Origin of the sequence: Variovorax trehalosi, from assembly GCF_051216415.1 — a bacterium.
Taxonomy (GTDB): domain Bacteria; phylum Pseudomonadota; class Gammaproteobacteria; order Burkholderiales; family Burkholderiaceae_C; genus Variovorax.
Map to the genome: position 1 here is coordinate 272,162 of NZ_JBPJZG010000003.1, position 21,790 is coordinate 293,951.

Annotated in this window: 20 protein-coding genes and 3 tRNA genes; 19 read left to right on the forward strand and 4 right to left on the reverse strand. The window is 66.2% G+C overall.

Going from position 1 to position 21,790, the window contains the following annotated elements:
- Positions 1-58 precede the first annotated feature (58 nt).
- The 4 genes from argG to ACSFA7_RS13305 form a co-directional block, all read right to left on the reverse strand.
- Complete coding sequence (argG, locus tag ACSFA7_RS13290; protein WP_435499791.1) at positions 59-1,405, reverse strand: argininosuccinate synthase; 1,347 nt, start codon at positions 1,403-1,405, stop codon at positions 59-61.
- A gap of 15 nt (positions 1,406-1,420) precedes the next feature.
- Positions 1,421-1,747, reverse strand: coding sequence for a pyrimidine/purine nucleoside phosphorylase (gene ppnP, locus ACSFA7_RS13295; protein WP_435499792.1), 327 nt, complete (start codon positions 1,745-1,747; stop codon positions 1,421-1,423).
- 113 nt (positions 1,748-1,860) lie between these two features.
- Positions 1,861-2,511 (reverse strand): hypothetical protein, encoded by a 651-nt coding sequence (locus tag ACSFA7_RS13300; protein WP_435499793.1) that lies wholly within the window; start codon positions 2,509-2,511, stop codon positions 1,861-1,863.
- Between the two features lie 58 nt (positions 2,512-2,569).
- The gene (locus tag ACSFA7_RS13305) at positions 2,570-2,923 is read right to left on the reverse strand and encodes an ArsC family reductase (RefSeq protein WP_435499794.1); all 354 of its coding nucleotides are present in this window, start codon (positions 2,921-2,923) and stop codon (positions 2,570-2,572) included.
- 36 nt (positions 2,924-2,959) lie between these two features.
- Between ACSFA7_RS13305 and folC the strand changes: the two genes are divergently transcribed.
- From folC to ACSFA7_RS13400, 19 genes are all read left to right on the forward strand, one after another.
- Entirely contained in the window at positions 2,960-4,267 is a 1,308-nt protein-coding gene (folC, locus tag ACSFA7_RS13310; protein WP_435499795.1) for a bifunctional tetrahydrofolate synthase/dihydrofolate synthase, read from the forward strand.
- Between the two features lie 61 nt (positions 4,268-4,328).
- Positions 4,329-5,219 (forward strand): SPOR domain-containing protein, encoded by an 891-nt coding sequence (locus ACSFA7_RS13315; RefSeq protein WP_435499796.1) that lies wholly within the window; start codon positions 4,329-4,331, stop codon positions 5,217-5,219.
- 18 nt (positions 5,220-5,237) lie between these two features.
- Positions 5,238-5,723 carry a CvpA family protein gene (locus tag ACSFA7_RS13320; protein ID WP_435499797.1) on the forward strand — a complete coding sequence of 162 codons (486 nt, stop codon included), beginning with the start codon at positions 5,238-5,240 and terminating at the stop codon, positions 5,721-5,723.
- Between the two features lie 11 nt (positions 5,724-5,734).
- The gene (gene purF, locus ACSFA7_RS13325) at positions 5,735-7,240 is read left to right on the forward strand and encodes an amidophosphoribosyltransferase (RefSeq protein WP_435499798.1); all 1,506 of its coding nucleotides are present in this window, start codon (positions 5,735-5,737) and stop codon (positions 7,238-7,240) included.
- Between the two features lie 8 nt (positions 7,241-7,248).
- Positions 7,249-8,469 (forward strand): O-succinylhomoserine sulfhydrylase, encoded by a 1,221-nt coding sequence (locus ACSFA7_RS13330; RefSeq protein WP_435499799.1) that lies wholly within the window; start codon positions 7,249-7,251, stop codon positions 8,467-8,469.
- A 10-nt stretch (positions 8,470-8,479) separates the two neighbouring features.
- Positions 8,480-9,868 (forward strand): glutamate--tRNA ligase, encoded by a 1,389-nt coding sequence (gene gltX, locus ACSFA7_RS13335; RefSeq protein WP_435499800.1) that lies wholly within the window; start codon positions 8,480-8,482, stop codon positions 9,866-9,868.
- A 72-nt stretch (positions 9,869-9,940) separates the two neighbouring features.
- Positions 9,941-10,016, forward strand: a tRNA-Ala gene (locus ACSFA7_RS13340).
- A 54-nt stretch (positions 10,017-10,070) separates the two neighbouring features.
- Positions 10,071-10,146, forward strand: a tRNA-Glu gene (locus tag ACSFA7_RS13345).
- A gap of 69 nt (positions 10,147-10,215) precedes the next feature.
- Positions 10,216-10,292, forward strand: a tRNA-Asp gene (locus tag ACSFA7_RS13350).
- Positions 10,293-10,365: 73 nt separating this feature from the next.
- Entirely contained in the window at positions 10,366-11,367 is a 1,002-nt protein-coding gene (locus tag ACSFA7_RS13355) for a LysR family transcriptional regulator (protein WP_435499801.1), read from the forward strand.
- A 100-nt stretch (positions 11,368-11,467) separates the two neighbouring features.
- Complete coding sequence (locus tag ACSFA7_RS13360) at positions 11,468-13,039, forward strand: AMP-binding protein (protein WP_435499802.1); 1,572 nt, start codon at positions 11,468-11,470, stop codon at positions 13,037-13,039.
- Between the two features lie 14 nt (positions 13,040-13,053).
- Positions 13,054-14,250 carry an acyl-CoA dehydrogenase family protein gene (locus tag ACSFA7_RS13365; RefSeq protein WP_435499803.1) on the forward strand — a complete coding sequence of 399 codons (1,197 nt, stop codon included), beginning with the start codon at positions 13,054-13,056 and terminating at the stop codon, positions 14,248-14,250.
- Between the two features lie 54 nt (positions 14,251-14,304).
- The gene (locus ACSFA7_RS13370; protein ID WP_435499804.1) at positions 14,305-15,300 is read left to right on the forward strand and encodes a Bug family tripartite tricarboxylate transporter substrate binding protein; all 996 of its coding nucleotides are present in this window, start codon (positions 14,305-14,307) and stop codon (positions 15,298-15,300) included.
- A gap of 200 nt (positions 15,301-15,500) precedes the next feature.
- The gene (locus ACSFA7_RS13375; protein ID WP_435499805.1) at positions 15,501-16,583 is read left to right on the forward strand and encodes a tartrate dehydrogenase; all 1,083 of its coding nucleotides are present in this window, start codon (positions 15,501-15,503) and stop codon (positions 16,581-16,583) included.
- Between the two features lie 35 nt (positions 16,584-16,618).
- Positions 16,619-17,569: an ABC transporter permease gene (locus tag ACSFA7_RS13380; RefSeq protein ID WP_435499806.1), complete on the forward strand. Its 951-nt coding sequence runs from the start codon at positions 16,619-16,621 to the stop codon at positions 17,567-17,569.
- Positions 17,566-18,450, forward strand: a complete 885-nt coding sequence (locus ACSFA7_RS13385) for an ABC transporter permease (protein ID WP_435499807.1) — start codon at positions 17,566-17,568, stop codon at positions 18,448-18,450. Before ACSFA7_RS13380 ends, ACSFA7_RS13385 begins: the two co-directional genes overlap by 4 nt.
- Before the next feature lie 3 nt (positions 18,451-18,453).
- Positions 18,454-19,443: an ABC transporter ATP-binding protein gene (locus ACSFA7_RS13390; protein ID WP_435499808.1), complete on the forward strand. Its 990-nt coding sequence runs from the start codon at positions 18,454-18,456 to the stop codon at positions 19,441-19,443.
- Entirely contained in the window at positions 19,440-20,252 is an 813-nt protein-coding gene (locus ACSFA7_RS13395) for an ATP-binding cassette domain-containing protein (protein WP_435499809.1), read from the forward strand. Before ACSFA7_RS13390 ends, ACSFA7_RS13395 begins: the two co-directional genes overlap by 4 nt.
- Before the next feature lie 40 nt (positions 20,253-20,292).
- Entirely contained in the window at positions 20,293-21,786 is a 1,494-nt protein-coding gene (locus tag ACSFA7_RS13400; protein WP_435499810.1) for an ABC transporter substrate-binding protein, read from the forward strand.
- Positions 21,787-21,790: the final 4 nt, after the last annotated feature.

The window sequence follows — 21,790 nt, forward strand, 5'->3', positions numbered from 1 at the left end:
CCCAAAGAAAAACGGGCCCATCGGGCCCGTTCGTCATTGAGAGCAAGAGCGCGCTGGCTTACTTGCTGCCGCTCTCGTCGTCGTTCGCCAGCTTGGGCAGCGAAGTACCCTGGCTCGACGACAGCAGCCCGGTGCGGGTGTAGATCGCCAGCTTCTCGCGCGTGTCGATGATGTCGAGGTTGCGCATCGTCAGCTGGCCGATGCGGTCCAGCGGCGTGAAGGCGCCTTCGACCTTTTCCATGCTCAGGCGCTCGGGCTTGTAGGTGAGGTTGGGCGACTCGGTGTTCAGGATCGAGTAGTCGTTGCCGCGGCGCAGCTCGACCGTCACCTCGCCGGTGATGGCGCGCGCCACCCAGCGCTGGGCCGTCTCGCGCAGCATGATCGCCTGCGGATCGAACCAGCGGCCCTGGTAGAGCAGGCGGCCGAGCTTGCGGCCGTGGTCACGGTACTGCTCGATCGTGTCTTCGTTGTGGATGCCGGTGACGAGGCGCTCGTAGGCGATGAACAGCAGCGCGAGGCCCGGGGCTTCGTAGATGCCGCGGCTCTTGGCTTCGATGATGCGGTTCTCGATCTGGTCGCTCATGCCCAGGCCGTGGCGGCCGCCGATGCGGTTGGCTTCGAGGATCAGCTCGACCATGTTCGGGTAGGCCACGCCGTTCAGTGCGACGGGCACGCCTTCTTCGAAGCGCACCGAGACGGTCTCCCGCTTGACCTCGACTTCGTCCTTCCAGAACGCGACGCCCATGATGGGCTGCACGATCTGCATGCCGCTGTTCAGGTGCTCGAGGTCTTTGGCCTCGTGCGTGGCGCCCAGCATGTTGGAGTCGGTCGAGTAGGCCTTTTCGGACGACATCTTGTAGGCGAAGCCGGCCTTCTGCATGAACTCCGACATCTCCTTGCGGCCGCCGAGTTCGTCGATGAAGACTTGGTCGAGCCAGGGCTTGTAGATCTTGAGCGCGGGGTTGGTGAGCAGGCCGTAGCGGTAGAAACGCTCGATGTCGTTGCCCTTGTAGGTGCTGCCGTCGCCCCAGATGTTGACGTCGTCTTCCTTCATGGCCGACACCAGCATGGTGCCCGTCACCGCGCGGCCGAGCGGCGTGGTGTTGAAGTAGGTGACGCCGGCGGTCGTGACATGGAAGGCGCCGGCCTGCAGCGCGGCGATGCCTTCGTTGGCGAGCTGCGCGCGGCAGTCGATCAGTCGGGCGTTCTCGGCGCCGTAGAGCATCGCCTTGCGGGGAATCTCGTCGTAGTCGGGTTCGTCGGGCTGGCCGAGGTTGGCGGTGTAGGCGTAGGGGATCGCGCCCTTGTTGCGCATCCAGTGCAGGGCCGCGCTGGTGTCCAGACCGCCGGAGAAGGCAATGCCGACCTTCTGGCCGGCGGGAACGTTTTGGAGGATGGTCGACATGTGAGGGTCCCGGGTTCAGCCGAAGTGGCAGATGTAGCTGTAGGGCTCGCCGCTCACGCGGATCTGGAAGCTCGAGTTGCCCGGCACGTTGAACTTCTGGCCTGGGCCGGAGGCAACCCATTCGCTGGTGCCTGCGAGCAGGTATTCGCAGCTGCCGGCGGTGCCTTCCATGATTTCAGGCGCGCCGGTGTTGAAGGTGAGGGTGGACGGCAGGATCACGCCGACCGATTTCTTGGTGCCGTCCGCGAGCGTGAGGCTGTGGCTCACGCACTTGCCGTCGAAATACACATTGGCCTTGGTGGCCACTGCGGCGCTGTTCAGAGTGTCGGTAGTCGTCGTCATTGGGTGGCGCCGGCGCTGGGGGCTCGGCTAATCGAGGACGCACCGCACCGGCGGCGCACCCGTCAGGGTTGGGAAAGTCCTCGATTTTAGGGGCTCGGGCGGTCCCCACCCGCTCAGCGGTGCCAGCCGCCGCGGTAACCGCCGTAGCCGCGATAGCCGTAGCCACCGCGGTAGCCGCCGTAGCCGCGTCCGTAGTAGCCGCCGCCCCAGCCGCGCGAATAGCCCAGGTTCAGCGAGATGCCGACTGGCGGGTAGACGTAGGGCTGCGCGTACGGGTAGGTGTAGGCGGGCTGCACATAGACCGGTGGCGCATAGACCGGGGCCGGCTGTGCATAGACCGGCGCACCCTGCCCGGAGACCACCACGCCTGGCTCCGGTACGACGTTCTCCCAGGGGGAGCCGCCGCCCTGTTGGTACTGTTCCTGGTACTGCGGGTCTTGCTGGTACTGCTGCCCGTTGTTGGCCTCGACCGGATAGGGCTGCAGCTGCGACTGGGGCTGCACGGGCGCGGTGGTCACGCCATAGGCGCCGGCCTGGATCGCGATGGTGGCGCCCGGCCGGCTGGTGGTGCGGGTCGTGTACTGGCGGCCCTGGTACTCGTAGGTGACGTTGTAGCTGACGTCGCTGCCGGTCGTTTCGCGGATCGGCGTCGCCGAAATCACCCGGGCCTGGACCACTTGCTGGGCCTGCACGGCGCTGGCGCCTGTCGCCAGCAGCCCGATCACCGAAAGCCCCGCGAGGGTGCGAAAAACGTGTCTGTTCATGGTGTTCTCTCCTGCAGATCGCGGTTGGAGGCCGGCCGGCGAGATGGGGTTCCGGGGTTTACACGGCGTTCACAGCCCAGCTTTCGGCGTCGAATCCCGTCGTAACGCCGGTTTTCGCGCCCCAGTTGACCACCGGCCGCTTGATGAGGCTCGGGTTGGCCAGCAGCACGGCGCGGGCCGAGGCGGCATCGACCACGCTGTTCTGGGTGGCCTCGTCGAGCTTGCGCCAGGTGGTGCCGCGGCGGTTGACCAGCGCTTCCCAGCCGGGCTTCTTCAGCCACTGGTCGAGTTCGGGCTCGGGCACGCCCTGTTTCTTGAAATCGTGGAAGGTGTAGGCCACGTGGTGTTCGTCGAGCCAGGCGCGGGCGCGCTTGACGGTGTCGCAGTTGGGGATGCCGTATAGGGTTGTCATGGCCGCCATGATGCCGCGCCCGGCAGGTCGGCGACAATGCCGGCCTCCATGGAAACCCTTAACGACTGGCTCGCGCGCGCCGAGCAACTCCATCCCAAGAACATCGAACTGGGCCTCGAACGCGCCAAGGAGATGGCCGGGCGCCTCGGCCTGAAATTCGGCTGTCCCGTCATCACGGTCGCGGGCACCAACGGCAAGGGCTCGACCTGCGCCATGCTCGAATCGATCCTGACGCACGCGGGCTACCGCACCGCCGTGTTCACATCCCCCCACCTGGTGCGCTTCGAAGAGCGGCTGCGCCTGAAGGGCGAATCGGTCGATGCTTCCAAACTGATAGCAAGCTTCGAAGTGGTGGAGAAGGTTCGCGGCGACATGCCCCTGACCTACTTCGAATTCACCACCCTCGGCATCCTGCACTGCATGATCGAGGAAAAGCCCGATGTGGCGATCCTCGAAGTCGGACTCGGTGGCCGGCTCGACGCGGTCAACATCATCGACGCCGACTGCGCGGTCATCACCAGCATCGACCTGGACCACATGGAATACCTCGGCCCCGACCGCGAAAGCATCGGCTTCGAGAAGGCCGGCATCCTGCGCGCCGGCAAGCCGGCCATCGTGAGCGACCCGGTGCCGCCGCAGAGCGTGATCGACCACGCGAACGCCATCGGCGCCGACCTCTGGCGCTTCGGAACCGACTTCAACGTGTCGGGCGACAAGCAGCAGTGGGGCTGGTCGGGCCGCGGCAGGCGCTACAGCGGGCTGGCCTATCCGGCGCTGCGCGGCGCCAACCAGCTCATCAATGCGGCGGGCGTGCTCGCGGCCCTCGAGGCCCTGCGCCCGCAGTTGCCGATCACGGCGCAGGCGGTGCGCAACGGGCTCGCGATGGTCGAGCTGCCGGGCCGCTTCCAGATCGTGCCGGGCGAGCCCGCGCTGGTGCTCGACGTGGCGCACAACGCGCATGCGGTCGCCGCGCTGGCCGAGAACCTCGATGCGATGGGTTTCTTTCCGACGACGCACGGCGTCTTCGGCGTGATGGCCGACAAGAACCTCGCGCCGATCCTCGCGCGTATCGGCCCGATGATCGACCGCTGGTACTTCACCGACCTGCCCACGCCGCGCGCCGCCAAGGCGGCCGATCTGCAGGCCGCCTGGCAGGCGCAGAACACCCGCGCCGATGCCTCCGGCAGCGTGCATGCAAGCCCGATGGACGCGTTGCGCGCAGCCATCGAGCACGCGGACCCCGCTGATAGAATCGTGGTCTTCGGATCGTTCTTCACCGTGGGTGGCGTGCTCGAAAACGGCACCCCCCGGCTGCAAGCCAAACACCTGTCTCCAGGCGGCTGACCGACAGGTCGACCGCACCACCTGGCATCACCTCGCTGCACTCCTTCAGGGATCGAACTTCATGGCGTTTTTCAAGTTCCGCACGCGCGGCCCACAAGGCAACGAAGGACGCAACGCCCCGGCGGCCGTCCCAGCGGAAAGTGTCGAAACCATGCGTCGGCGTGCGCGCCACCGGTTGCTGGGCGCCGCGGTGCTGGTGCTGGTGGGCGTGATCGGTTTCCCGCTGCTGTTCGACACACAGCCGCGTCCCGTGTCGGTCGACATCCCCATCGAAATTCCGGACCGCAACAAGGTCAAGCCGCTGCCCGTGCCTGCTGCACCCGCAACGACGCCTGCAACTAGCAGCGCACCGGTTGCGCCCGACAACAGCACCCGCGTGGCCGCCGCCTCGTCGGCCGGCGGCATGATCACCGAGACCGCCGACGGCACCGTGATCGACCCCGGCAAGCCGGTGGCCAGCACGCCGCCTGCCGTCGAGGCCAAACCGAAGCCGGAACCCAAGCCCGAGCCGAAGCCGGAGGTCAAGCCGAAGCCGGAACCCAAGCCTGAAGTCAAGCCCGAAACCAAACCCAAGCCGGAACCCAAACCGGAGCCCAAGCCGAAGCCTGAGCCCAAGCCCGCCGCCGCGGCGGACGACGGCGCCCGTGCCCGCGCGCTGCTCGAAGGCAAGCCTGTGACCGCTGTCGCCGCAACGCCCAAGCCCGCCGCCACCGAGGAGGCTGCAGGCCGCTTCATCGTGCAGGTCGGCGCTTTCGCCGATGCCGACAAGGCGCGCGAAGTGCGCCAGAAGCTGGAACGCGCGGGCCTCAAGACCTACGTCCACGTTGCCAAGACGGCCGATGGCGAGCGCACGCGTGTGCGTGTCGGCCCGTTCAGCTCGCGCGCCGAGGCGGACAAGGCGGCGGAGAAGGTCAAGGGCTTGTCTTTGTCAGCCGCGATCCTCACGTTGTAAGCGCAGGCGCCTGCTGCCGTGGCCCTGCTCGACTGGATCGCCGTCACGCTCATCGTGGTGTCGATGCTGTTCGGCCTCATGCGGGGCCTGGTGTTCGAAGTGATTTCGCTGATGGGCTGGGTGGCTGCTTTCATCGCCGCCCAGTGGCTGGCTTCCGATGTGGCGGCGTGGCTGCCGTTCGGCGAGCCGCAGGCGACGTGGCGTTATCCATTGGCCTTCGTGCTGGTGTTCGTGGGAGTGGCGTTCGGTGTGGGACTCATTGCGGCCCTCACGCGCAAGTTGATCACCGTCGTGGGCCTTCGGCCCGTGGACCGGATTTTGGGAGCTGCCTTCGGTGCGGCGCGGGGCGCAGTGGCCCTGCTCGTGCTGGCAGTCGTTGTTCATTTGCTGGTGTTGAGCGACAGTGCCTGGTGGCGCGACTCGCTCAGTGCCGGTGTTCTCGATGCGGCATTGCAGGGCCTGAAACCCGCGCTGCCTGAAAAGTTGGCAAGCTACCTGCCCTGAAGGAATCGCTCATGTGTGGAATCGTCGGCGTTGTCAGCAACGCACCCGTCAACCAGCTGCTCTATGACGCGCTGCTGCTCCTGCAGCATCGCGGCCAGGACGCGGCCGGCATCGTGACCTTGCTGGAACGCAAGTTCTTCATGCACAAGGCCAAGGGCATGGTGCGCGACGTGTTCCGCACCCGCAACATGCGTGCGCTGCCGGGCAACGTGGGCCTGGGCCAGGTCCGCTATCCGACCGCCGGCAACGCCTACAGCGAGGAAGAGGCGCAGCCCTTCTACGTGAACGCGCCCTTCGGCATCGTGCTGGTGCACAACGGCAACCTGACCAACGCGCACGCGCTGCGCTCGGAGCTGTTCTCCACCGACCACCGCCATACCAACACCGAGAGCGATTCGGAAGTGCTGCTCAACGTGCTCGCGCACGAACTGGAGCGCTCGTCGCGTGGCGTGCCGTTGCATCCGGCCGAGGTGTTCGCCGCGGTCAAGAACATGCACAAGCGCCTGCGCGGCTCGTACGCCGTGGTGTCGCTCATCGCGGGCCACGGCCTGCTCGCCTTTCGCGATCCGTACGGCATCCGCCCGCTGTGCATGGGCCGCAATGCGAAGGACGGCACCGTCATGGTGGCCAGCGAATCGGTCGCGCTCGAGGGCTCGGGCCATGTGTTCGAGCGCAACATCAACCCCGGCGAAGCGGTGTTCATCGACCTGGAAGGCAATGTCCATTCGATGCAGTGCGCAGAGGCGCCCACGCTGAATCCCTGCATCTTCGAATTCGTGTATCTCGCGCGTCCGGACTCGGTGCTCGACGGCATCTCGGTCTACCAGGCGCGCCTGAACCTGGGCGAGACGCTGGCCAAGCGCGTGGTCTCCACCGTGCCGCCGAACCAGATCGACGTGATCATCCCGATTCCCGAATCGAGCCGCCCGAGCGCCACGCAGCTCGCGCACCTGCTGGGCGTGCCGTACCGCGAAGGCTTCGTGAAGAACCGCTACGTGGGCCGCACCTTCATCATGCCGGGGCAGGGCGTGCGCAAGAAGTCGGTGCGCCAGAAGCTCAACGTGATCGCCAGCGAGTTCAAGGGCCGCAACGTGCTGCTGGTCGACGACTCCATCGTGCGCGGCACCACCAGCCGCGAGATCGTGCAGATGGCGCGCGATGCCGGCGCACGCAAGGTCTACCTTGCCAGCGCCGCGCCGCCGGTGCGCTACCCGAACGTCTACGGCATCGACATGCCGACCAAGGACGAACTGGTCGCGCACGACCGCACCGTCGAGGAGATCCGCGAACTGATCGGCTGCGACGCGCTGATCTACCAGGACGTCGATGCCATGAAGCGCGCCATCGGCTCGCTCAACACCAAGCTCGACGGCTTCGACGCCTCGTGCTTCGACGGCGTGTACGTGACCGGCGACATCGACACCGATGCGATCTCGCGCATGAACGGCAACCGCCCCCGCATCGAAGAGACCGAAGAAGATTCTTCGCGCCTCGCGCTCCCCAACCACAGCGAGTGAGAGCTGAAGTGACCGACGAACGAACCCTGCCGCCCGGACTGCACCGCGACACGCTCGCGCTGCGCACCGGGCTGGCGCCCAGCCAGCACGGCGAGCACTCCGAAGCGCTGTTCCTGACCAGCGGCTTCGTGCAGCCCGACGCCGAAACTTCGGCACGCCGCTTTGCCGGCACCGAGCAGGGCTTTACCTACTCGCGCACCTCCAATCCGACGGTGACCAGCTTCGAGCAACGCCTGGCTGCGCTCGAAGGCACCGAGGCCGCCATCGGCGCATCGACCGGCATGGGCGCGATCCTCATGATGTGCATGGGCCTGCTCAAGGCCGGCGACCATGTGATCTGCTCGCGCTCGGTGTTCGGCTCCACGCTGAACCTGTTCGGCAAGGAGTTCGCCAAGTTCGGCGTCGAGACCACCTTCGTCTCGCAGACCGACGTGGCCGAATGGCGCGCGGCGATCAAGCCAAACACCAAGCTGCTGTTCGCCGAGACGCCGACCAATCCGCTCACGGAAGTCTGCGACATCAAGGCGCTCGCCGACTTGGCGCACGGTGCGGGCGCGCTGCTTGCGGTCGACAACTGCTTCTGCACGCCCGTGCTGCAGCGGCCGGCCGAACTCGGCGCCGACCTCATCATTCATTCGGGCACCAAGTACCTTGACGGCCAGGGCCGCGTGATGGCGGGTGCCATCTGCGGTCCGTCGAAGCTCATCGTCGACGTGTTCGGACCGATCGTGCGCACTGCCGGCATGGCGCTGTCGCCGTTCAATGCCTGGGTCGTGCTCAAGGGCCTGGAAACGCTCGGCATCCGTATGAAAGCGCAGTGCGCGAATGCGCTGGCCGTGGCGCAATGGCTCGAGAAGCAGCCCGGTATCGCGCGTGTCTATTACCCCGGTCTCGCATCGCATGGGCAGCACGAGCTCGCCATGCGCCAGCAGTCGGGGCAGGGCGGGGCGGTCGTGTCGTTCGACGTGGTCGGCGACACGCCAGAAGCCGCGCGCGCCAACGCCTTCCACGTGATCAACAGCACACGCGTGGTGAGCATCGCCACCAACCTGGGCGACACCAAGACCATCATCACGCACCCCGGCACGACGTCGCACGGCCGCCTCACCGAAGTGCAGCGCCAGGCGGCAGGCATCAGCCAGGGGCTGATCCGCGTTGCGGTCGGCCTCGAATACATCGACGACATCACGGCCGACCTCTCGCGTGGCCTGAGCACCCTGAATTCCTGAATCGAGTTTCATGACCGGCAAAGTTCGCACCCGCATCGCACCGTCTCCCACAGGCTTCCTTCACCTGGGCACGGCCCGCACCGCGCTCTATTCGTGGGCCTACGCGCGCCACCATGGCGGCGAGTTCGTGCTGCGCATCGAGGACACCGACGTGGCCCGCTCCACGCAGGACTCGACCGACCAGATCCTCGCCTCGATGCACTGGCTCGGCCTCGACTACGACGAAGGCCCGATCTACCAGATGCAGCGTCTCGAGCGCTACCGCAAAGTCATCGCTCAGATGCTCGCGGCCGGCACGGCCTACCACTGCTACTGCACGCCGGCCGAACTCGACGAGATGCGCGAAGCGCAGCGCGCGCGCGGCGAGAAGACGCTGTACGACCGCCGCTGGCGTCCCGAGCCGGGCAAGGTGCTGCCGCCCGTGCCGGAAGGCGTGCCGCCGGTGGTGCGCTTCTGCAACCCGCCTGAAGGCGACGTGACGTGGAACGACCTCGTCAAGGGCGAGATCACCATCAACAACCGCGAGATCGACGACCTGATCATCCTGCGGCCCGACGGTGTGCCCACGTATAACTTCGCGGTGGTGGTCGACGACTGGGACATGAACATCACCCACGTGTTCCGCGGCGACGAGCACATCAACAACACGCCGTGGCAGATCAACATCTTCCGCGCGCTCGGCGCACCGCTGCCCCAGTTCGGCCATGTGCCGGTGATCCTGGGCGACGACGGGCAGAAGCTCTCCAAGCGCCGCGGCGCGGTGAGCGTCACCGCCTACGAAGAGAACGGCTACCTGCCCGAGGCGATGCTGAACTACCTTGCGCGCCTCGGTTGGAGCCATGGCGACGACGAGCTCTTCACGCGCGAACAGATGGTGAGCTGGTTCGATGGTTCGCACCTCTCCAAGAGCCCCGCGCAATGGGATGCGGCGAAGCTCGCATGGGTCAACGCGCAATACATCAAGGCGAAGGCCGATGCGGAACTCGCGCCGCTCGTGGCCGCGCAACTGAAGAAGCGCGGCATCGAGGCGGACGACCGGCTCACGGCCATCTGCGCGCTCTTCAAGGACCGCTGCGAAACCACGGTCGCGTTGGCCGACTGGGCTGCTGCGTTCTACACGGACGTGACGCCGAGCGAAGCCGATCGCACGCAGCACGTCACCGATGCGGTGAAGCCCGTCATCGCGACGCTCGCCGAGAAGCTCGCGAGCGTGACGTGGGAAAAAGTTTCGATTGCCGCGGCCATGAAGGAAGTTCTGGCCGCGCATTCTGTGAAAATGCCCGTGTTGGCCATGCCGGTTCGCGTCCTCGTGATGGGAACACCGCAGACGCCATCCCTCGATTCGGTGCTCGCCATCTTTTCTCGCGAAAAAGTTGTGGAGCGTTTGAAAAGGGCCTGATTTTTCGGTCTATAATTTGAGGCTCGACACCGACACACGGTAATTCTGAAAAGAAGAGCCTGAAAGTCAAATGGGGGTATAGCTCAGCTGGGAGAGCGCTTGCATGGCATGCAAGAGGTCATCGGTTCGATCCCGTTTACCTCCACCATCAAAGTGTCGAGAAGAAGATAAGTGCTGATCGCAGCACGGTTCCTAAGGTTTTGACCCTATCGTCTAGAGGCCTAGGACACCACCCTTTCACGGTGGCTACCGGGGTTCGAATCCCCGTAGGGTCGCCAGTTTCATGCAAGTGAAGCAGGCACGAGTCGTCAACACTCGGCTCCGCAAGGAGTGAACGTTGTCTACCAGGAGTGGTAGTTCAGTTGGTTAGAATACCGGCCTGTCACGCCGGGGGTCGCGGGTTCGAGTCCCGTCCACTCCGCCAGATAAAACCCCTCGCAGCTTTCGAGCTTCGAGGGGTTTCCTCTTTGTGGGCAGCCCAGCCGTTGGCAATACACATGGACCTTCGCGCGCTTCGCTATTTCATCGCAGTGCTCGAGGCGGGGAGCCTCTCCCGGGCCGCAGCTTCGCTCTATGTGGCCCAGCCTGCGCTCACGGCGCAGATTAAAAAACTCGAGAACGAACTCGGCACCCAGCTCTTCGAGCGCTCGCATGTCGGCGTCACGCCGACGACCGCGGGCATGCAGCTCTATCACGACGCGCGCCGGCTGCTGTCCGATGCGGCCGCACTGCGAGAGCGCTTCCAGCGCCCGCCGAACGGCCTCGAAGGCTCTGTCACGCTTGCGGTCCCCTCGCTTCTTTCGTCGTTGCTGCTCGGCCCTGTGCTGATGCGGCTGAAAGAGAGGCATCCGCTTGTGCGCGTCTTCGTGCTGGACGATCTAAGCCTCATGGTGAAGAAGGCCATGCTCGATCGCCGGGCCGACGTCGGCATCCTGGTGGACACGCCGGCGCTCGAAGGCATGGTTTGCGACCCGCTTGCGGAAGAGTCGATCTTTCTCTGCGGTTTCGATGTCGACGGCATCGCAGCGCCGTTGGTGAAGGGGAGGCGCAAGGCCACGCCCGGCAAAACCGGCGCGCGACGCGGCACCGGCGACATCGCCTTCGCAAAGGCCGCGCAGCTCCCACTGGTGTTGCAGTCGCGGCGCTTCAGCATCCGGCAGCAGGTCGAAAGCGCCGCGTCGAACCTCGACATCAAACTCAACGTGGCTTACGAACACGATTCGGCACGCGTGCTGCGCTCGCTCTACCAGGCCGGAGCGGGTTTCACTTTCACACCCGGATGCGCGCTCGACGCATCGGCGTTGGCGAACGAACACTGGATTTGCGCCCGCGTGACCGAGCCTGAACTCAAACGCAGCTACACCCTTGCAACACCCGCGAACCGCGCGGCCGATCCGGTCGCCGAAGCGCTGATCGATGTGCTGCGCGAAGAGATTCGCCGCGTGGTCGGCGAAGGCACCTGGAAAGCCGAACTCTCGCCCGGCCATCAAAAAGATTGATGCCTTCGCATCAGCAAACGGTATTTCCTCCTGGAGCGCCCGTGCCGCGATAGTGGCGGCAGTCCACCCGCATGCAGAGGTGGCGCACAGGAGATAGCCTTTGAATTCCACATCCTTCGAGGTCGCTAACGTCGGCAGCCTCGTCTCTCGCGCCTCTCGCGCGTTCTCCAAGCAGATCGCGATCAAGAGCCCGACGCGATCGATCACCTACGACGCACTCGAGCGGCGCTCCAATCGCCTGGCTAATGCGCTGCTTGCAGAAGGACTCGCACGCGGCGCGAGGGTCGGCGTGTACCTGCCCAATTGCATCGAAGTGGTCGAGCTCGAACTCGCTTGCTACAAGGCCGCGCTGGTGAAGGCGCCGGTCAATTCGCGGCTCTCGCCGGTCGAAGTGGCCGAGGTCGTCGCGAACAGCGAGGCCGAACTGATCGTGACCACCGCAGCGCGGGCCGAGGCGTTTCTTCCCTTGCTGAAAACCTCGACGCCGCGCCTTCTGCTGATCGACCGACCGGAAGGCGCATCGCACAGCTACGAGGCTGCATTGGCCGCCGCAAGCGATGTGTTCGAAGCCGTGCGCGTGCGCTCCGACGAGTTGGCTGTGCTGCACTACACCTCCGGCTCCAGCGGCGTGCTGAAGGCGGCGATGCAGACCTTCGGCAACCGCCTCGCGCAGTTGCGCAAGTTCCTGATGCGTGCTGACGGCATGCGCCCTGGCGAGTTGCTCGGCCTGGTCGGCCCCATCACGCACGCTTCGGGCATGCAGCTCGTGCCCGCGCTTTGCAGCGGCGCGACCATCCGGCTGTTCGACGGCTTCGAGCCCGGGCGCTTTCTTGCGGAGATGCGCGCCGACCGCGTCGCCCACACCTTCATGGTGCCGACGATGATCAACATGCTGCTCGCACACCTCGAAGGACAGTACCTGCCGCTGCCCGACCTGAAGCGGCTTGGCTACGGTGCGGCGCCGATGGCGCCCGCACGCATCCTTCAGGCGATGGACGTGTTCGGCCCCGTTCTCTCGCAAGGCTACGGCGCGGGCGAGACGACCTCGGGGGTGTGCGGCCTCTCGGTCGAAGACCACCTGTTCGCACGCGCCGCGCGGCCCGAGCGCCTCGCGTCTTGCGGCCGGCCGTTCCTGGAGTCTCGCGTCGAGATCGTCGATGACGAAGGACAGCCGGTCGCAGTCGGCGAGATCGGCGAGATCGTGGTCAGCGGCCCCGACGTTTTCGCCGGCTACTGGCGCGCGCCCGAACTCACGGCCGAAGTGCTGAAGAACGGCGGCTACCACACCGGCGACTTGGCGCGCGCGGACGACGACGGCTACATCTACATCGTCGACCGCAAGAAGGACATGGTGATCACCGGCGGCTTCAACGTCTACCCGTCGGAGGTCGAGGCGGTGCTCTACCAGCACGGGGCCGTCGCCGATGCCTGCGTGTTCGCGGTGCCCGACGACAAATGGGGCGAGGCTGTGGCCGCGCACATCGTCCTCAAGCCCGGCGAGGCCCCCGATGCGGCCGTGCTTGATGCGTTCTGCGCCGACCGGCTCGGCGGCTTCAAGCGGCCGCGGATGATCGAGTTCGTTTCGGCGCTGCCCAAGAACGCCAACGGAAAAGTGGCGCGCAAGACCATCCAGGCCCCGTACTGGGCCGACCGCGCGCGGCGCGTCAATTGAAGAACGGAGTGCCCATGACTTCATCCACCCCGGCCACTGCCTCGTTCGAAGGCTCGGCGCAGGCCGCCGAACTCTCCGCGCGCATCGATGATTTCATCCACGGCGAACTGGCCGCGATCGTCCGCGAGCACGGCATCAACCACGAGCGCAGTCCCGACCGCGAGACGCTGCACCGCGTCTGGCGCCGCTCCAACGAACTCGGCTTCTACGGCATCACCTTGCCCAAGACGATGGGCGGCATCGGCCTGTCCGTGCTCGACCATGTGCTGATCAAGGAGGCCATCTATGCCAGCGGTTCGCCGCTCGCACCGCACGTGTTCGGCGAACTCAGCGGACCGCCCCGGGTGGGCGCGTTGGCGCGGCAAGCCACGCCGTACCAGCTTGAAGCGTTCATTCAACCGGTGGCGAATGCCGACAGGGCCATCTGCTTCGCATTGACCGAGGCCGAAGCCGGCTCCGATGCCGGCGCGGTCCAGACGCGCGCCGAGCGGCAAGGCGACGACTACCTGCTCACCGGCCGCAAGCGCTTCATTTCGGGATCGCCGTTCGCGGACTTTGCGCTGGTCATGGCCTCGACCGCGACGGACCCCGCCCAGCGTGAGATCTCGGCCTTCTTCGTCGATCTGGGCCAACCCGGTGCGCGCGTGGAGTCGGGCTACAAGACCATGGCCGGCCAGTCGCACACCGGAGACATCGTGCTGGAGGCCTGCCGCGTGCCGGCGCGCAACATGATCGGCGAGCCGGGACGCGGTCTTGCGCTCGCACTCGGTCGCATCACGGTGAACCGGCTGCTTCATTGCCCTGCGATGGTCGGGCTCGCGCGCGTGGCGCTGAACGATGCGCTGGACTACGCGCGCGGCCGGCGCCAGTTCGGCCGCGCGATCGCGCAGTTCCAGGCTGTGCAGCACATGCTGGCGAACATGGCGACCGACCTTGCCGCCGCGCGCGGATTGATGATCGCCACCGCGCGCCAGATCGATGCCGGCGGCGAGGCGCGCGCCGAGGCTTCCATGGCCAAGCTCTTCTGCTCCGAGGCTGCCTTCCGGATCGCGGACTCGGCCGTGCAGATCCATGGCGGCGAAGGCATCGTGCAGGGCCGGCGCGTGGAATTCCTGTTCCGCATGCTGCGCATGTATCGCGTGCTCACCGGCACCAGCGAGATCCAGCGCAACACCATCGCGCGGGAACTGCTGGGCGAGCCGGCCGCCTGACCACGAGCGCCCCGCTTTCCACAAGAACCAGATCGAGAGACAAGAGACAAACACATGAACCACCAGGATCATCTCGCCGCCCGGCGACAACTGTGCAAGGCGCTGGGTGCGTCGATGTTGCCCGCCGCCTGGCCGGTGTTCGCCGCGGACGCCGATTGGCCCAGTCGCCCCATCAAATGGGTGCTCCCCTACCTCGCGGGCACGGGCCCCGACAACACCGCGCGTGCGCTGGCCGAGGCGGTCGGCACGCTGCTCGGGCAACCGGTGGTCATCGAGAACCGCGGCGGTGCCGCGGGCAACATCGGCGCGCGGCTGGTGGCGCGTGCGCCGGCTGATGGTTACACCTGGATCTACTCGGCGGCACCGATGGCGGCCAACATGCGGATGTACGCCAACCCCGGCTACGACGCGATCAAGGACTTCCGGCACATCATGCGATTGACGACCTCGGACATCCTCCTGATCGTCCATCCCTCGTCGGGCATCGACACCGTGCGCGAACTCATCGACCGGGCGCGTGCCAACCCGGGCAAGCTCGACTACGCGTCCGGCGGCGTGGGCACGCCGTCGCACCTGGGCGTCGAACTGTTCCTGAGTGCGGCCGGCGCGCAGGCAATGCATGTGCCCTACAAGGGCGCCTCGGAGTTGGTCAATGCGGTGCTCGGCAAGCAGGTGCTCTTTGCGATGCCGATCTTCAGCGTCGCTTATCCGCACGTTCAAGCCGGCCGGCTCAAGGCGCTCGCCGTGGCCGGCAGCCAGCGCAACCCGGCACTGCCGGAGCTGCCCACGCTGGCAGAGGCGGGCGTGCCCGGCGTATCGCTGACGTCGTGGGGCGGCATCTCGGTGCCGGCACGCACGCCCGATCCGATCGTCGCGAAGATTCATGCGGCGTTCGAAGAGGCGTTGCGCCAGCCCGCCGTGCGCACCGTGATCGAGGTCTCGGGCGGAAGCGTCAGCCCCTCGAGTTCGCAGGACTACGCCAAGGGCTTCGTGCAGGAGATTGCGTTGACCGAAACCATGATGAAGAAGGCGCAGCTCGCGCCGATGTGAGCCTTGGGTGGACTGTTCAGGCCTTCTTAAAAATAGAAGGAAAAAGCGCTCTCAGGGCGGAGCGTTTTTTCAGGCAACCTCTGAAATTCGCACTTGACGCCTTCTGATAATTGCAAGGCAAAGTACGTGCCAACCCCGATCCTGCGGCACGACTCCTGCTTCTAGACTTGTTCGCGAAACAGTCTTGAAGCAGGTATTCGATGCAACAAAGAAAACACAGAATCGCCGTCATCCCGGGTGACGGCATCGGGGTCGAAGTGGTGCCCGAGGGCCTTCGCGTGCTCGACGCGGTGAGCCGCAAGTTCGGTATCGAATTCAGCTTCGATCATTTCGACTGGGGCTCCGACCATTACGTGCGCCACGGCCTCATGATGCCGGCCGACTGGGACGAGCAGATCAAGGGCCACGACGCCATCTACTTCGGCGCCGTCGGCGCGCCCGACAAGGTGCCTGACCACATCGCCGTGTGGGGCCTTCTCATCAAGATCCGCCGCGAGTTCGACCAGTACGTGAACCTGCGGCCCGTGCGCCTGATGCCCGGCGTGCCCGGGCCACTCGCGCACCGCCAGCCCGGCGACATCGACTTCCTCGTGGTGCGCGAAAACACCGAAGGCGAGTACACCTCGGTCGGCGGACGCCTCTTCGAAGGTACACCACGCGAGATGGCGATCCAGGAGGCCGTGTTCACGCGCCACGGCGTCGACCGCATCCTCAAGTACGCCTACGAGCTCGCGAGCAAGCGCCCGCGCAAGAACCTCGTGGCGGCGACCAAATCGAACGGCATCTCGATCACCATGCCGTACTGGGACGAGCGCCTGGCCGAGATGGCCAAGCGCCATCCCGACATCGCCACGAGCAAGTACCACATCGACATCCTGTGCGCGCATTTCGTGCAGCACCCCGACTGGTTCGACGTGGTCGTGGCCTCCAACCTCTTCGGCGACATCCTGTCCGACCTGGGCCCGGCATGCACCGGCACGATCGGCATCGCGCCGTCGGCCAACCTGAATCCCGAGCGCGCGTTCCCGTCGCTGTTCGAGCCGGTGCACGGCTCCGCGCCCGACATCGCGGGCAAGGGCATCGCCAACCCGATCGGCCAGATCTGGTCTGCCGCGCTGATGCTCGACCACCTGGGCAACGGCGACTCCGTGTATGCGCAAGCTTCGGCCGCCGTGCTCACGGCGATCGAGACCGTGCTGAGCGAAGGCCCGCGCACGCGCGACATGGGCGGCACCGCGAACACGGTCGACGTGGGCCGCGCCATCGCCAGTTGCATCGGATGAATCGACAACAACGCATGCCGCATCGAGACCGATAGATGGGCCTCTTCCTGCTCAAGCGCCTGGCAACGCTGGTCGGCACGCTGATCGGCGCGTCGGTCATCGTGTTCCTCGTCTTGGAGATCCTTCCCGGCAACGCCGCGCAGATGCTCATGGGGCCCGACGCCTCGCCCGACGCGGTGGCTGCACTCGCCACGAAACTGGGCCTCGACCAGCCCGCGTGGACGCGCTACTGGCACTGGATCGGCGGCATCCTCACCGGTAACCTGGGCGACAGCTACGCCTACGGCTCGCCGGTGCTTGACCTGATCCTCGAGCGCCTCGCGCTCACCGTGCCGCTGGCCGTGCTGGCTATGACCCTCACCACCGTGCTCGCGCTGATCGTCGGCGTGACGGCCGCGGCGCGCCACAACAAGATGGGCGATGTCGGCCTCATGGGCATGACGCAGGTGGGCATTGCGATTCCGAATTTCTGGTTCGCGATCCTCTTGATCCTGGTGTTCTCGGTGAAGCTGCAGTGGTTCTCCGCGGGCGGCTTCGACGGATGGGGCGAGGGCGTGCTGGGTGGCGTGAAGTCGCTGCTGCTGCCGGCGCTGTCCCTCGCGGTGGTGCAGGCCGCGATCCTCGCGCGCATCACGCGTTCGGCGGTGCTCGAAGTGATGCGCGAGGACTTCGTGCGCACCGCACGCGCCAAGGGCGTGTCGCAGCGCGCGGTGCTGTGGCTGCATGTGCTGCGCAACGCGATGATCCCTGTCATCACGGTGATGGGCATGCAGTTCTCCGAACTGCTCGCCGGCACCATCGTGATCGAGAACGTGTTCTACCTGCCGGGCCTCGGCCGGTTGATCTTCCAGGCCATCAGCAACCGCGACCTCGTCGTAGTGCGCAACTGCGTGATGCTGCTTGCGGCGCTCGTGGTCATCGTGAACTTCGTGGTCGACGTGCTCTATGCCGTGATCGACCCGCGCATCAAGGCGAGCGACATATGAGCGCCATCGTGGCTCCCACCGTTCCCAGCGCCGCCGCGCTCACCGTGCCGGGCTTCTGGCGCCGCGCGCTGCACCACCGCAGCTTCGTCATCGGTGCCGTCCTCGCGACGCTGCTGCTCCTGGCCGCGCTCGTCTCGTTCGTGTGGACGCCATGGTCGCCCTACGACATGGACATGGCTAACAAGATGCAGGCGCCCTCGGCCGCGCACTGGCTGGGCACGGACGCCTTCGGGCGCGACGTGGCCTCGCTGCTGCTGGTGGGCGCGCGTGCATCCATCTTGGTCGGCGTGATCGCGGTGGGCATCGGCCTCGTGGTCGGTACCGCGCTGGGCCTGCTGGCGGCTGCGCGGCGCGGATGGGTCGAAGAAGCGATCATGCGTTTCGCCGATTTCTCGCTCGCATTCCCGGCGATCCTCTCGGCGATCATGATGACCGCGGTGTTCGGCGCGGGCATCGTCAACGCCATCGTCGCGATCGGCATCTACAACATCCCGACCTTCGCGCGTATCACGCGAGCCTCGGCCAATGCGATCTGGTCGCGCGAGTACATCGCGGCGGCACGCGCCTGCGGCAAGGGCTCGTTCTCGATCACGATGCAGCACGTGCTGCCGAACGTCTCGGCGGTGCTGATCGTGCAGATCACCATTCGCTTCGCCATCGCGATCCTCGCGGAGGCGGCGCTGTCGTACCTCGGCCTGGGCACGCAACCGCCGCAGCCATCTTGGGGCCGCATGCTGAGCGAGGCGCAGACGCTCATGTTCCAGCAGCCGCTCTTGGCCGTGTTCCCCGGCATGGCGATCGCGCTGGCGGTGCTGGGCCTCAACCTGCTCGGCGACGGTCTGCGCGACCTGCTCGACCCGCGCCTTGCACGCGCCCGCTGAACCATGCCCCTTCTCGAAGTCAACGACCTGCGCATCGGCCTGCAGACCCAGCGCGGCCCGGCCGAAGCGGTGCGCGGCATTTCCTTTTCCCTGGAGCGTGGCGAAACGCTGGGCATCGTGGGTGAGTCGGGCTGCGGCAAGTCGATCACCGTGATGTCGCTCATGGGCCTGTTGCCATCGACCGCAAAGGTCAGCGGCAGCATCCGTCTCGACGGGCAGGAGCTCGTCGGCCTGCCCGAGAAAGCGATGTGCGGCATTCGCGGCAACCGCATCGGCATGATCTTCCAGGAGCCGATGACGGCGCTCAATCCGGTGCACACCATCGCACGCCAGGTCGGAGAGCCGCTGCGGCTGCATCGCGGCCTCTCGAAAGCCGAGGCGCGGCAGGAAGCGCGGGGCCTCCTGGAGCGCGTGGGCATTCCCGACGCGGCCTCGCGGCTCGATGCGTATCCGCACCAGTTCTCTGGCGGCCAGCGGCAACGCATCGGCATCGCGATGGCGCTGGCCTGCGGCCCCGACCTGTTAATTGCCGACGAGCCAACTACCGCGCTCGACGTGACCATCCAGAAGCAGGTGCTGGACCTGATCCAGAACCTGGTCGCCGAGATGGGCATGGCGCTGATCCTGATCTCGCACGATCTCGGCGTGATCGCCAACAGCGTGCAACGCATGCTCGTGATGTACGGCGGCAGCATGGTCGAGAGCGGCCCGACGAAGGCCGTGTTTGCCGAGCGTGCGCATCCCTACACCCGCGGCCTGTTCGCGGCGCGGCCGGTGCTCGGTGCACCGCGCACGGGCCGCCTGGCCACCATTCGCGGCAGCGTGCCCGAGCTCGTGGACCTGCCGCGCGGTTGCGCCTTCGCAGGGCGCTGCAGCTTCACGGCCGACATGTGCTACACGACGAAGCCGCCGCTGGTCATGAAGCCGAGCGGCCATGCCGTGCGGTGCCTCCGTCTCGAAGACATCGCGGCGCAGAGCGCTGTTCCCGCATGAGCAGGACCGCAACCACCCAGCCGCTGTTGCAAGTGACCGATCTCGTGCGGCACTACGCATTGCCGCGCGAAAAACTCTTTGCACCGCCGCCCACCGTCAAGGCGCTCAACGGCGTGAGTTTCAAGGTCGAAGCCGGGCGCAGCCTCGGCATCGTCGGCGAATCGGGGTCCGGCAAGTCGACCATCGCGCGCCTCGTGATGGCGCTTGATACGCCCACTTCTGGCAGCGTGAAGTTGCTCGGGCGCGATCTGCACACGCTGCCCAGGAGCGAACTGCGCACGGCACGACGTGATTTCCAGATGGTCTTTCAAGACCCCTACGGCTCGCTCGATCCGCGCCAGACCGTCGCGCGCATCGTCGCCGAGCCGCTCGAAGCGCTGGCCGAAGCATCTCGCAAGGAACAACGCGAACGTGCTGCCGAATCTCTTGCAGCCGTCGGCCTTCGCACGACCGACATGGACAAGTATCCGCACGAGTTCTCGGGCGGTCAGCGCCAACGCATCGCCATCGCACGCGCGCTCATCACGCGCCCCAAGCTCATCGTTGCCGACGAACCCGTCAGCGCACTCGACGTGTCGGTGCAGGCGCAGGTGCTCAACCTGATGCAGGACCTGCAGCAGCAGTTCGGCATCAGCTACCTGCTTATCAGCCACGACCTCGCGGTGGTCAACCACCTGTGCGACGACGTCGCCGTCGTCTTCAAGGGCCAGATCGTGGAGCAGGGCGCACCGGGCCACCTGTTCCGTCACGCGCAGCACCCTTACACGCGGACCTTGCTGTCCGCCGTCCTGCAGACACCCGCGGGTTAGGCCGCTGGGTGTCACATCCCATACTTCCAGGAGATATCGAATGTTGAAGCGACGCACCCTCATGGGCACCGCCATGGCCGCGGCGATCCCGGGCGCCTTCCTCCCGCTCGCGCAAGCGCAGACGGGCAAGAACATGTTGAGCATCGGCATGCCGCTGGAACCGCCGGGCCTGGACCCGACCGCGGGCGCCGCGTCGGCCATCGCCGAGATCACGCAATACAACATCTTCGAGACGCTCACCAAGGTCAACGCCGACGGCTCGGTCACGCCGATGCTGGCCGAGAGCTGGTCGTCGTCGCCCGACATGAAGACCTTCGTCTTCAAGCTGCGCCGGGGCGTGCGCTTCGAGAACGGGCAACCTTTCAACGCCGCCACGGTCAAGTTCTCGTTCGATCGTGCGGGCGGCGCCAAGAGCACGAACAAGGACAAGCGCTTCTTCAGCGAGATCGGCACCGTCGTGCTCGACGAGTACACGGTGGGCGTCAACAGCACGCTCTCGAACCCCGACCTGCCGTTCATGCTCGGCCAGTCCACGGCCTGCATCGTCGAGCCCAAGAGCGCCGAGACGAACGCGACCGCGCCTGTCGGCACCGGTCCCTACAAGCTCGCCGCCTGGCAGCGCGGCGCCTCGTGCACGCTGGTGAAGTCGCCGACGTACCGCGACCCGGGCTTGGCGAAGGTCGAGAAGTTCGTCTTCCGCTTCATGTCCGACACGGCCGCGCAGACCGCCGCGCTGATGGCGAACGACATCGACATCTTCCCGCGCGCCGGCACCCGCTCGGTCGCGCAGTTCAAGGGCAACCCGCGCTTCCAGGTGCTGGAGGTGGGCACGCGCGGCAAGGTGATCCTCACCATCAACAACCGCAAGAAGCCGCTGGACGACGTGCGCGTGCGCCGTGCGATCCTCGCGGCGCTGGACCGCAACACGATCATCCAGGGCGCGGCCGACGGCTTCGGCAAGCCGATCGGCAGCCACTACGCGATGGGCGCGCCGGGCTTCATCGACACGACCGCGATGAACCCCTACGACGTCGAGAAGGCCAAGCGCCTGCTCGCCGAAGCCGGAGTGAAGACCCCGCTCGAACTGCGCCTGACGCTGCCGCCACCTTCGTACGCACGGCAGGGCGGCGAGATGATCGCCGCACAGTTGGCGCAGATCGGCATCCAGGTGAAGATCCAGAATGTCGAGTGGGCGCAGTGGCTCAGCGGCACCTTCGGCGGCGCGCACGACTTCGACCTCACGATGGTCGCGCACGTCGAGCCCTTCGACCTGGTGAAGTACACCGAGCCCGACTACTACTGGGGCTACGACTCGAAGAAGTTCCGCGACATGTTCGTCGCGATCCAGAACGAAGAGAACAAGAAGCGCCGGGCCGACCTGCTGGCCGAGGCGCAGAGGCAGTTGGCGACCGATGCGGTCAACGGCTTTCTCTACCAGGCGGTGTTTCCCACCATCGCGCGCAAGGAGGTCAAGGGCCTGTGGGCCAGCATGCCGATCGTGGTGAACGACCTGGCCGCCATTTCCTGGAGCTGATGCC

What these genes read in the sequence shown, in the direction of transcription:
- ACSFA7_RS13380 (WP_435499806.1), top strand. Translation starts at nt 16,619, where the DNA reads ATGGGCCTCTTCCTGCTCAAGCGCCTGGCAACGCTGGTCGGCACGCTG.
- ACSFA7_RS13390 (WP_435499808.1), top strand. Translation starts at nt 18,454, where the DNA reads ATGCCCCTTCTCGAAGTCAACGACCTGCGCATCGGCCTGCAGACCCAG.
- ACSFA7_RS13365 (WP_435499803.1), top strand. Translation starts at nt 13,054, where the DNA reads ATGACTTCATCCACCCCGGCCACTGCCTCGTTCGAAGGCTCGGCGCAG.
- ppnP (WP_435499792.1), bottom strand. Translation starts at nt 1,747, where the DNA reads ATGACGACGACTACCGACACTCTGAACAGCGCCGCAGTGGCCACCAAG.
- ACSFA7_RS13300 (WP_435499793.1), bottom strand. Translation starts at nt 2,511, where the DNA reads ATGAACAGACACGTTTTTCGCACCCTCGCGGGGCTTTCGGTGATCGGG.
- ACSFA7_RS13395 (WP_435499809.1), top strand. Translation starts at nt 19,440, where the DNA reads ATGAGCAGGACCGCAACCACCCAGCCGCTGTTGCAAGTGACCGATCTC.
- ACSFA7_RS13355 (WP_435499801.1), top strand. Translation starts at nt 10,366, where the DNA reads ATGGACCTTCGCGCGCTTCGCTATTTCATCGCAGTGCTCGAGGCGGGG.
- ACSFA7_RS13385 (WP_435499807.1), top strand. Translation starts at nt 17,566, where the DNA reads ATGAGCGCCATCGTGGCTCCCACCGTTCCCAGCGCCGCCGCGCTCACC.
- argG (WP_435499791.1), bottom strand. Translation starts at nt 1,405, where the DNA reads ATGTCGACCATCCTCCAAAACGTTCCCGCCGGCCAGAAGGTCGGCATT.
- gltX (WP_435499800.1), top strand. Translation starts at nt 8,480, where the DNA reads ATGACCGGCAAAGTTCGCACCCGCATCGCACCGTCTCCCACAGGCTTC.
- ACSFA7_RS13305 (WP_435499794.1), bottom strand. Translation starts at nt 2,923, where the DNA reads ATGACAACCCTATACGGCATCCCCAACTGCGACACCGTCAAGCGCGCC.
- ACSFA7_RS13315 (WP_435499796.1), top strand. Translation starts at nt 4,329, where the DNA reads ATGGCGTTTTTCAAGTTCCGCACGCGCGGCCCACAAGGCAACGAAGGA.
- ACSFA7_RS13400 (WP_435499810.1), top strand. Translation starts at nt 20,293, where the DNA reads ATGTTGAAGCGACGCACCCTCATGGGCACCGCCATGGCCGCGGCGATC.
- ACSFA7_RS13375 (WP_435499805.1), top strand. Translation starts at nt 15,501, where the DNA reads ATGCAACAAAGAAAACACAGAATCGCCGTCATCCCGGGTGACGGCATC.
- purF (WP_435499798.1), top strand. Translation starts at nt 5,735, where the DNA reads ATGTGTGGAATCGTCGGCGTTGTCAGCAACGCACCCGTCAACCAGCTG.
- folC (WP_435499795.1), top strand. Translation starts at nt 2,960, where the DNA reads ATGCCGGCCTCCATGGAAACCCTTAACGACTGGCTCGCGCGCGCCGAG.
- ACSFA7_RS13370 (WP_435499804.1), top strand. Translation starts at nt 14,305, where the DNA reads ATGAACCACCAGGATCATCTCGCCGCCCGGCGACAACTGTGCAAGGCG.